We start from the raw sequence: 10,134 nt of genomic DNA on the forward strand, positions 1-10,134 counted from the left end.
CCCGTCAGCCAGCCGAGCGCGCGCGCGACTGCCACGGCGCCCGGGCCGCGGGCCGGCGGTTCCGGGCGGCGGACGACCACCACCGGCAGGCCGAGTTCGCGGGCGGCGGTCAGCTTGGGCGCGGTGGCCGCGCCGCCGCTGTCCTTGGTGACCAGGACGTCGATCCGGTGCTCGCGGAGCACCGCCCGCTCGCCGTCCAGGGTGAACGGGCCGCGGTCCAGCAGTACCTCGGTGCGCGGCGGCAGCGGCGGCTCGGGCGCGTCCACCGACCGGGCCAGGAACCAGTGGCCGGCCAGGTGCGCGAAGGCGTCCAGCCCCTGCCGCCCAGTGGTGAGGAAGACCCGTTCGCCCAGGCCGTCCAGGGCGGCCGCGGCCGCGGCGAGCGAACCCACCCGGTGCCAGTCGTCCCCGTCGACGGGCCCCCAGCCGGGCCGCCGGAGGGCGAGCAGGGGAACATGGACCTCGGCGGCCGCCAGGGCCGCGTTCCGGCTGATCCGCTCGGCGAAGGGATGGGTGGCATCGATGAGCGCGTCCACGCGCTGCTCGCGCAGCCAGGCGGCGAGGCCCGCCGGGCCGCCGAAGCCGCCGATCCGCACCTCGCCGGCCGGCAGCCGCGGCTCCGCGACCCGGCCCGCCAGCGAGCTGGTCACCCGGAGCGCGCCGTCCGCGGCGAGAGCGGCGGCCAGCCGGCGGGCCTCGGTCGTCCCGCCGAGGATCAGGACGTGCATGGGAACTCCAGGAGGCGGACGTGGCTGAGGCAGGCGGCCGGGCGGCGCAGCTGAAGAGTAGCGGGCTGCGGCACGGCTGGACGACGGGCGCCTGTGCCACCGCCGCCACCACCGCGGCGTTCACCGCCCTGCTCACCGGCGAGTTCCCGGACCCGGTGGTGATCACCCTGCCCAAGGGCCAGCAGCCGGCGTTCGCGCTGGCCGTGGAGGAGCTCGGCGGCGGGCGGGCGACGGCCGGCGTGGTCAAGGACGCCGGCGACGACCCGGACGTGACGCACGGCGCGCTGGTCCGGGCGACGGTCGCGCTCGGCGCACCCGGGACGGGCGTGGTGTTCAGGGCCGGCCCGGGGGTCGGCACGGTCACCAAGCCGGGCCTGCCGCTGCCGGTCGGCGAGCCCGCCATCAACCCGGTGCCGCGGCAGATGATGCGGGACGCCGTGGCCGGCGTCGCGGCCCGCCACGGCGGCGCCGCCGACGTGGTGGTGGAGATCTCGGTGGACGGCGGCGCGGAGATCGCCCGCTCCACCTGGAACCCGCGCCTGGGCATCCTCGGCGGGCTCTCCATCCTGGGCACCACCGGCATCGTGGTCCCGTACTCCTGCTCGGCGTGGATCGACTCGATCCGGCGCGGGATCGACGTGGCGCGGGCCGCCGGCCGTACCCACGTCGCCGGGTGCACCGGGTCGACCTCCGAGAAGGTGGCCGTCGCCGAGCACGGCCTGCCCGAGGACGCGCTGCTCGACATGGGCGACTTCGCCGGCGCCGTGCTCAAGTACCTCAAGCGGCACCCGGTGCCGCGGCTCACCATCGCCGGCGGCTTCGCCAAGCTGTCCAAGCTGGCGGCCGGCCACCTGGACCTGCACTCGGCCCGCTCCCAGGTGGACAAGGGCCACCTGGCGGAGCTGGCCCGCCGCGGCGGCGCGGACGAGGCACTCGCCGCGGCGGTCGGGGCCGCCAACACCGGGCTGGAGGCGATGCAGCTGTGCGCCGCCGCCGGGGTGCCGCTGGGCGACCTGGTGGCCGAGGGGGCCCGGGCCACCGCGCTCGGCGTGCTGACCGGCTCGCCGGTCGCGGTCGACGTGATCTGCATCGACCGGGCCGGCACGGTGGTCGGCCGGGCCGCGCCGGCCGGCCCCGGCGTCAGCCGATGACGGCCTGCGCGTCGATCTCCACCAGCATCGGCTCCTGCGGGAGTTCGACGAAGACCGTGGTGCGGCACGGCTTCACGCCCTTGACGTGCTCGTCGATGAACTCCGCGTAGACCTCGTTCATCAGCGGGAAGTCGGCGCGCTTCGTCAGGTAGACGCGGAACATCACCACGTCCTCCAGCGTCCCGCCGCCGGCCTCGACGACCGCCCGGACGTTCTCCAGGGTGCGCCGGGTCTGCGCCCGGACGTCGCCCGGGTACAGGTAGGCGCCGGTCGCCGGGTCCTGCGGGCCCTGCCCGGAGACCTGGAGGATCGGGCCCTTGCGCACGCCCTGCGAGAACGTCCAGGCGGGGGCCGGTGCGCCGTCGGTCCGGATCTCGGTCTTCTCCACGGTCTCTCCCTGATGGTGACGGTCGGTCAGGTGTCGGCGGCGCCCGCTTCCGCGGACACCGCCCGGGCGGTGGCGAGCAGCCGGGGCAGCAGTTCCAGCACCTGTTCGTAGGGCAGGACGACGTCCGGGACGGATATCGACACCGCTGCGGCGACCCGCCCGGTGGCGTCCCGGACGGGCGCAGCCACGCAGTTGATGAACGGCTCGTGCTCGGCACGGTCCTGCGCCCAGCCCTGGGCGGCGACCGCGTCCAGCTCGGCGAGCAGCGCCTTCGGGCCGGTCAGCGTCCGCGCGGTGTACGGGGTGTAGTCGATGCCCGCGGCCACCCGCCGCCGCTCCGCCGCCGGCAGGTCCGCCAGCAGCACCTTGGCGACGGCGGTCGCGTGCAGGGCGGCGCTCAGGCCGATCCGCGAGTACATCCGCACCGGGTGCCGGGAGTCGTACTTGTCGATGTAGACGACCTCGCCGCCCTCGTACGCGGCCAGGTGCACGGTCTGCCCGGTCGCCGCGTTCAGCTCGGCGAGGTGCGGAGCGGCGGTGCGGCGGATGCCGCGCTGCTCCAGGGCCAGCCCGGAGAGCGCGAACAGGCCGGAGCCCAGGTGGTAGCGGAACGCGGAGTCCCGGTAGACGAACCGCTCCTCCTCCAGTGTCTGGAGCAGCCGCAGCACGGTGGTCTTGTGCACGCCGGCCACCTCGGCCAGCTGGTCGAGGGTGCGTTCGCCCGCGCCGAGCTCGGCGAGCAGGCGCAGGGCGCGGGTGACGGTCTGGCTCATGCTGCTCCTGGTGCTCCGAGCGGTGCGGCGGGGCCGGGTACGGGGGACATGATGCCCCCCGCGGTGACCCGGGTCGCCGCCCACTGCGCGGGCGGGGCGGCCAGCAGCGCCCGTACGGTCTCCGCCGGCGGCAGCGCGGCGTGGTCCGCGGGCGCGGTCAGTGCGGTGGCGGCGCACAGGTGGCCGAGCCGCAGCCGGCCGCGCCGGTCGAGGCCGCGCAGCGTGCCGGCCAGGTACCCGGCGGCGAACGCGTCGCCGGCGCCGGTCGGCTCGACCACCTCGACGGCCAGCGCCGGCTCGGTGACGGCACCCTCGCGGGTCAGCTCGGTGGCGCCGCGCCCGGCGTCCTTCACCACCACCACGGCGGGGGAGGGGAAGCGCGCCCGCAGTTCCTGAGGGTCCCCGGTGCCGAACGCCTCGGCGGCCTCGTCCGCCCCCAGCAGGAGGATGTCGGCGGCGTCCAGCAGGGCGGGCAGCACCCCGGCGTCGCGGCCCCGCCAGAGCGCCGGCCGCCAGTTGAGGTCGAAGCTCACCAGCCGTCCCGGCCGGCGCTCGGCCAGCAGCGTTCGGACCAGCGCCAGGCAGCCGTCGGAGAGCGCCGGGGTGATGCCGGTCAGGTGCAGCAGCGCCGCGTCGGCCAGCAGCAGTGCCGCGGCCGGGTCGGCGAGCAGCGCGGGGGAGAGCGCGGAGGCCGCGGAGCCGGCCCGGTGGTAGTGCAGCCGGCTGCGGCCCGCGCCCAGGTCGTGCGGCAGCGCGGAGCCGCCGGTCTCCTTGAGGTAGACGCCGGTGGGCCGCTCCGGGTCGACGGCGACGGCGGAGACGTCCACCCCGCGGGCGGCGAGTTCGGCGGTGATCCGGCGGCCGAAGCCGTCGTCGCCGACGCGGCCGATCCAGGCCGCGGGCACGCCCAGCGCGGCGAGCGCGCACGCCGTGTTGGACTCCGCGCCGCCCACCGAGGTGCGGAAGCCGCCGACCGCGTCCAGCGGGCCCGGCCGGTCGGGCAGCAGGGCGGCCATCGACTCGCCGAGACAGACCGCGCGCGGGGCGGCCCCGCCGTGCTGCACTGCCATCCGGTGCGCTCCTCGGGTTGTGGGCCGCGCGTTGACCGCCGTCCGGCGGGAATGTTAGAACCGTGGCACCAGCATACGCAACGTAGGTTGCATATATCGCAACATTGCAGGTCAGCGATGTGATCTGTGGCGAGGACGGACCATGGCCGATCTGCTCTTCCGCGGCGCCGCCGTCGTCGACGGCACCGGCGCCCCCCGGTTCCGCGCCGACGTCACCGTCACCGGCGGCATGATCGAGGCCGTCGGCACCGGCCTGTCCGCAGCCCGGACGGTCGACGCCGACGGGCTCGTCCTCACCCCCGGCTTCATCGACATGCACGCCCACTCCGACCTGCGCCTGCTGGCCGAGCCCGCGCATCCCTCCCGGGTCACCCAGGGCATCACCTGCGAGGTCCTCGGCCAGGACGGCCTGTCCTACGCGCCCGTCGACGACACCACACTGCCCGCGCTCCGCCGCCAGCTGGCCGGCTGGAACGGCGACCCGGACGGCTTCGCCTGGGACTGGCGCACCGTCGGCGAGTACCTGGACCGGCTCGGCGGGGGCATCGCCGTCAACGCCTGCTACCTGGTGCCGCACGGCACCCTGCGGATGCTCGTGATGGGCTGGGCGGACCGCCCGCCGGCCCCCGCCGAGCTCGACCGGATGCGCGACCTCCTCGCCCGGGGCCTGCGCGAGGGCGCGGTCGGCCTCTCCAGCGGGCTCAGCTACACCCCGGGCATGTACGCGGACACCGCCGAACTGGCCGCCCTGTGCACCGTGGTGGCCGCGCACGGCGGCTTCCACGCGCCGCACCAGCGCTCCTACGGCCGGGGCGCGCTGGAGGGCTACGCGGAGATGGTGGAGATCGCCCGGCGCTCCGGCTGCCCGCTCCACCTCACCCACGCCACCATGAACTTCGACGTCAACCGCGGCCGCGCCGGCGACCTGCTGGCCCTGGTCGACGCGGCGCTCGCCGAGGGCCTGGACATCACCCTGGACAGCTACCCGTACCTGCCCGGGTCGACCACCCTGGCGGCGCTGCTGCCGAGTTGGGCCACCGAGGGCGGACCGGACGCCACCGTCGCCCGACTCGCCGACCCGGCCGCCCGCGAGCGGATCCGCGCCGACCTGGAGGAGCACGGCAGCGACGGCTGCCACGGCGTCACCGCCGACTGGCGGACGGTGCAGATCTCCGGCACCGGCGACCCGGCGCTGGCCGGCCGGGTCGGCCGGACGGTCGCCGACCTCGCCGCCGCCGAGGGCCGCACCGGCACCGAGGTCTTCCTCGACCTGCTGCTGGACGACCGGCTCGCCACCACCGTCCTGCAGCACGTCGGCCACGAGGAGAACGTCCGCGCCATCATGCGCCACCCGGTGCACACCGCCGGCAGCGACGGCCTGCTCGTCGGCGACCGCCCGCACCCCCGTGCCTGGGGCACCTTCCCGCGCTACCTCGGCCACTACGGCCGGGAGCTGGGCATCCTCACCCTCGAGGAGGCGGTCGCCCGGATGACCGGCCGCCCGGCCCGGCGGCTGCGACTGGAGCGCCGCGGGCTGATCCGCCCGGGCCACCACGCCGACCTGGTGCTGTTCGACCCGGACACCGTCCGCGACACCGCGACCTACGACCACCCCCGGCGGCCCGCCGCCGGCATCGCCTACGTCTACGTCAACGGCACCGCGGTGGTCGACCGCGGCCGTACCACCGGAGCGCTGCCCGGCCGGGCCCTGCGCCGCACCGATCGGGGGACCACCGCCTGATGACCGCCACCACCGCCACCGCCCCGGCCGCCCTGCGCGCCGCACTCGCCGCCGACCCGGTGATCGCGGTCGTCCGGGCCCCCCGGATCCCGGATGCCGCCGCGCTCTGCGCCGCGCTCGCCGCGGGCGGCATCGCACAGGTCGAACTCACCTTCACCACACCGGGCGTGACGGACCATCTGGCCGCGGCCGCGGCGGCCGGCCACCGGGTCGGCGCCGGCACGGTCCTCACCGCGGACCAGGCCGAACGCGCGGTCGCGGCCGGTGCGGCGTTCCTGGTCACTCCGGGCGGGCGGCCCGAGGTCGCGGCGGTGGCGCACGCCGCCGGCGTCCCCGCCGTGCTCGGTGCGCTCACCCCGACCGAGGTCGCCACCGCCGTCGACCTCGGCGCCGCGGCGGTGAAGGTCTTCCCGGCGCGCGCCTTCGGGCCGGGCTACCTCCGGGACCTGCGCGGCCCCTACCCGGACGTCCCGCTGGTCGCCTCCGGCGGCGTGCACGCCGGCAACGCCGCCGACTTCCTCGCGCACGGCGCGCTCGCGGTCTGCGCGGGCAGCGACGTGGTGCCCGCCGACGCCGTCACGGCGGGCGACTGGGCGCGGATCACCCGCCTCGCGGCGGCCTTCACCGCCGCCTGCCGCGCCCCGCGGCCGGCCGGCTGATCAGCCACAGGGCGCGTGCGGGCGCTCGCGCTCCGGCGAGTAGAGGTGGCTGTCGCGGAACTGCTCGGCCCCCAGCGTCCGCCCGACCAGGATCACCGCGGTGCGCAGCACCCCGGCCTCCTTCACCCGGCCGGCGATGTCGCCCAGCGTGCCGCGCAGCACCAGCTCGTCCGGGCGGCTGGCCATCGCCACCACCGCGGCCGGGCAGTCCGCGCCGTAGTGCGGCAGCAGTTCCTCGACCACCGAGTCCACGTAGCGGGCCGCCAGGTGCAGCACCAGCAGGGCGCCGCTGCGGCCGAGGGTCGCCAGGTCCTCGCCCTCCGGCATCGGGGTGGCCTGCCGGGCCACCCGGGTGAGGATCACGGTCTGCCCGACGGTCGGCACGGTCAGCTCGCGCTTGAGCGCGGCCGCGGCCGCCGCGAACGCGGGCACGCCCGGCACCACTTCGTACGGGATGCCGGCCGCGTCCAGGCGCCGCATCTGCTCGGCGACCGCGCTGAACACCGACGGGTCGCCGGAGTGCAGCCGGGCCACGTCCTGCCCCCGCTCGTGGGCGCGGACGAACTCGGCGGTGATCGCGTCCAGGTCCAGCTCGGCGGTGTCCACCAGCCGTGCGTCCGGCGGGCATTCGGCGAGCAGCTCGCGCGGCACCAGACTGCCCGCGTACAGGCAGACCCCGCAGGCGGCCAGCGTCCGCTGGCCGCGCACGGTGATCAGGTCGGCGGCACCCGGTCCGGCCCCGATGAAGTAGACGGTCACTGCACTTCCTCCTCGACTGACGGCGCCAACGACGGCTCGGCCGGCTTGACCGCCGACCACTGGGTGACCGGCATCGCCTGGCGCCAGCCGGTGAAGCCGCCCACCGGGACGGCGTGTGCGACGGAGAGCTTCACCAGCTCGCCGCCGTACCGGCCGTACCAGGCGGCCAGCAGCGCCTCGGACTCCAGCGTCACGGTGTTGGCGACCAGCCGGCCGCCCGGCCGCAGCGCCTGCCAGCAGGCCTCCAGCAGCCCCGGCGCGGTCAGCCCGCCGCCGATGAACACGGCGTCCGGGGTGGGCAGTTCGGCCAGGGCGGCCGGGGCGGGGCCCTGCACCGTGCGCAGCCGCGGCACCCCGAGGGCGGCCGCGTTCCGTTCGATCCGGGCGGCCCGCACCGGGTCGCGCTCCACGCTGACGGCGCGGCAGCTGCGGTGCGCCCGCAGCCACTCGATCGCGATCGACCCGGAGCCGCCGCCGACGTCCCACAGCAGTTCGCCGGGCGCGGGCGCCAGCGCGGCCAGGGTGGCGGCCCGGACATGGCGCTTGGTCAGTTGGCCGTCGCTCTCGTAGGCGTCGTCCGGCAGACCGGGGACGAGCTGCGCCCGCGGGCCGGCGCACTCCACGGCGACGATGTTCAGCGGGTCGCCGGCCGGGTGCGGCGGGCCGTCGGCGCGGCGCTCCCCGGTGATCCGCTCCCGGTCGCCGCCGAGCTGTTCCAGGACGCGCAGCCGGCTGGCGCCGTAGCCGCGTTCGGCGAGCAGGGCGGCGACCTGCGCCGGGCCGTGGGCGTCGGCGCTCAGCACCAGCAGCCGGCGGCCGTCGGACAGCGCGGCGGTCAGCTGGGCGAGCGGACGGCCGACCAGGCTGACCACCTCGGTGTCCTCCACCGGCCAGCCGAGCCGGGCACAGGCGTACGACACCGAGGAGGGGTGCGGCAGGACGCGCAGCCGCTCGGCGCCGACAGTCTCGGCCAGGGTCCGGCCGATGCCGTGGAACATCGGGTCGCCGCTGGCCAGCACGGCCACCCGGCGCCCGGCGTGCGCGGCGAGCAGGCCGGGCACGGCGGGCCGCAGCGGCGAGGGCCAGGGCACCCGTTCGGCGGTCACCTCGGCGGGCAGCAGGTCCAGCTGGCGCGGGCCGCCGACCACCACCTCGGCCGCGGCCAGCGCGGTGCGCGCCACCGGGGCCAGGCCCGCCCAGCCGTCGGCGCCGAGCCCGACGACGGCGATCTCGGACTCGGGGGCGGTGGCGGTCAAGGCGGCTCCTTCGCAGCTCGGACGGGCAGCGGCAGCCTACCGGCCCGGTCCGGGCGCGCGGCCGTCCCGGCGCCCGAACCTGCGCCCGCGACCTGCGACGTTCGCCACATCCACGGCCCTGACGCCCCGTCGCGGGGCCCGCGGCGCGCGGGCGTCCGGCGGTGTCCGGGGGAGCGCTACGGCTGGTACGGCAGTTGCGGCACGACGTAGCAGGTGGTCGTCATGTCGGGCACCTGGGTGACCCATCCGCCGCGCCCGTCGTTCGCGCTCTCCTCCCAGCGGGCCGCGTCCAGGCACTCCCGGGCGGGCCCGCTCGGCCGCGGACCGTGGGTGAACGCGGCCGGCAGCAGCAGGCCGTGGGCGTCGTACGGGGTGCCGCTGTTCATGTAGCGCTCGACGCAGGCCCGGGTGAGGTCGGCGCCGCACGGGTCCATCGCGTCGGTCAGCCACTGGGCGGCCGCCCAGCCCTCCAGCTCCCATGCGGAGAGCTGCCCCTCGCGCTCCGGGTAGTAGCGGGCCACGGCATTGCGGAAGGCCTGCACGGCCGGGTAGCGGGTGTCCTCGTAGTTGCGGCTGGAGGAGGTGGCCCACAGCGCGGAGCGGCAGCCGGGCGAGGCCTTGTAGTCGGTGCCGACGGTGGCCGTCCAGTTCTGCACGTTGGTGACCTTGGCCTTGAGTTTCACCCCGGCGGCGTCCAGTGCCTGGCAGAGCGCGGCGTTGCCGCGGGTGTCCATCGCGTCGAAGAGCAGCTCGCTGCCGGCCGCCTTCATCGCGGCGGCGACCGCCTGGAAGCCGGGCAGGGCGAGGTCGACGGTCTGGCTGAGCACCTGGTAGCCCTCGGCGCGCAGCCCGTCCTCGATCTGGCGGGCGTAGCGGCTGGAGTCGGCCTGGTCGTAGGCGACCACCGCGGCGGTGTGCGCCCCGAGCTTCTCCTTGAAGAAGCGGTAGACCTCGGTGGTCTGGTACAGCGTGCCGTCCCAGCCGACCGCCCGGCCGTCCCGCGGCGAACTGCTGCCGTAGATCCCGTAGAGGTGCGGCCAGCGCTCGTACTCGGTGCCGATCGGCTGGCCCCCGACGTCCGGCACGCCCTTGGAACTGACGTACGGTGCGCCCGCGTAGGCCAGGGTGCTGCCCGCGACCAGGGCGAACACCTGGTCGCGGTCGATGAGCTTGTGGACGCAGTCCTGGTTGCCGATGCCGCTGCCGCCGTCGTCGCAGGTGACCACCTGGACGCTGCGGCCGTGCAGTCCGCCGGCGTCGTCGAGGGCGCGGAAGAACGCCAGCGCGCCGTAGCGCGGGCCGGCGAAGGTCTCCGACCCGACCGGGCTGGTCAGCGAGGTGATGATGCCGACCTTGACGGTCGAGCCGGTGACACCGGTGTCGCTGGCGCCGCCGGCGGTGGCGGCGCCCCCGCCGCCCGCGCGGCCGACGGCATTCTCCGGCAGCCGGCTGCCGCAGCCCGCGACGGCGGCCAGCAGCAGCGCGGCGAGGGCCGCCGCGGCGCGCAGGCCGCCGCCCGGCCGGGGCCGGGGCCGGGGCCGGGCCGGCGGGGTCGCCGGGGGGGGTCACTCCAAGCCCCTCAGGGGGTGGGGCGGGCGGGCCGGGTGAG

Annotated in this window: 10 protein-coding genes; 3 read left to right on the forward strand and 7 right to left on the reverse strand. The window is 76.8% G+C overall.

Annotated features, from left to right (window positions below):
• Positions 1-728 (reverse strand): cobalt-precorrin-6A reductase (locus ACFV0G_RS25975; protein ID WP_380552610.1); only part of this gene is annotated, 728 nt, incomplete at its 3' end.
• 20 nt (positions 729-748) lie between these two features.
• Between ACFV0G_RS25975 and ACFV0G_RS25980 the strand changes: the two genes are divergently transcribed.
• Positions 749-1,879 (forward strand): cobalt-precorrin-5B (C(1))-methyltransferase, encoded by a 1,131-nt coding sequence (locus tag ACFV0G_RS25980; protein ID WP_380552613.1) that lies wholly within the window; start codon positions 749-751, stop codon positions 1,877-1,879.
• Here the strand turns inward: ACFV0G_RS25980 and ACFV0G_RS25985 are convergent.
• From ACFV0G_RS25985 to ACFV0G_RS25995, 3 genes are read right to left on the reverse strand one after another with little or no spacing between them, the layout of a single operon-like run.
• Positions 1,869-2,267: a RidA family protein gene (locus ACFV0G_RS25985; RefSeq protein ID WP_380552615.1), complete on the reverse strand. Its 399-nt coding sequence runs from the start codon at positions 2,265-2,267 to the stop codon at positions 1,869-1,871. The genes ACFV0G_RS25980 and ACFV0G_RS25985 overlap by 11 nt on opposite strands.
• 26 nt (positions 2,268-2,293) lie before the next feature.
• On the reverse strand, positions 2,294-3,040 hold the full coding sequence (locus ACFV0G_RS25990) for an IclR family transcriptional regulator (protein WP_380552618.1): 747 nt from the start codon (positions 3,038-3,040) through the stop codon (positions 2,294-2,296).
• Entirely contained in the window at positions 3,037-4,110 is a 1,074-nt protein-coding gene (locus ACFV0G_RS25995; protein ID WP_380552621.1) for a sugar kinase, read from the reverse strand. The genes ACFV0G_RS25990 and ACFV0G_RS25995 overlap by 4 nt, the downstream gene beginning before the upstream one ends.
• Before the next feature lie 142 nt (positions 4,111-4,252).
• On the opposite strand from ACFV0G_RS25995, the gene ACFV0G_RS26000 reads away from it, so the two are divergent.
• Positions 4,253-5,851, forward strand: a complete 1,599-nt coding sequence (locus tag ACFV0G_RS26000; RefSeq protein ID WP_380552624.1) for an amidohydrolase family protein — start codon at positions 4,253-4,255, stop codon at positions 5,849-5,851.
• Positions 5,851-6,510, forward strand: coding sequence for a bifunctional 4-hydroxy-2-oxoglutarate aldolase/2-dehydro-3-deoxy-phosphogluconate aldolase (locus ACFV0G_RS26005; RefSeq protein WP_380552627.1), 660 nt, complete (start codon positions 5,851-5,853; stop codon positions 6,508-6,510). Before ACFV0G_RS26000 ends, ACFV0G_RS26005 begins: the two co-directional genes overlap by 1 nt.
• Here the strand turns inward: ACFV0G_RS26005 and cobM are convergent, their stop codons facing one another.
• From cobM to ACFV0G_RS26020, 3 genes are all read right to left on the reverse strand, one after another.
• Entirely contained in the window at positions 6,511-7,269 is a 759-nt protein-coding gene (gene cobM / locus ACFV0G_RS26010; RefSeq protein ID WP_380552630.1) for a precorrin-4 C(11)-methyltransferase, read from the reverse strand.
• Positions 7,266-8,525 (reverse strand): precorrin-6y C5,15-methyltransferase (decarboxylating) subunit CbiE, encoded by a 1,260-nt coding sequence (gene cbiE, locus ACFV0G_RS26015; protein ID WP_380552633.1) that lies wholly within the window; start codon positions 8,523-8,525, stop codon positions 7,266-7,268. The genes cobM and cbiE overlap by 4 nt, the downstream gene beginning before the upstream one ends.
• A 176-nt stretch (positions 8,526-8,701) precedes the next feature.
• Positions 8,702-10,033 (reverse strand): ABC transporter substrate-binding protein, encoded by a 1,332-nt coding sequence (locus ACFV0G_RS26020; RefSeq protein WP_380552636.1) that lies wholly within the window; start codon positions 10,031-10,033, stop codon positions 8,702-8,704.
• Between the last annotated feature and the right edge of the window lie 101 nt (positions 10,034-10,134).

Source organism: Kitasatospora sp. NPDC059571 (assembly GCF_042735675.1).
In the GTDB taxonomy this organism is placed as follows: Bacteria; Actinomycetota; Actinomycetes; order Streptomycetales; family Streptomycetaceae; genus Kitasatospora.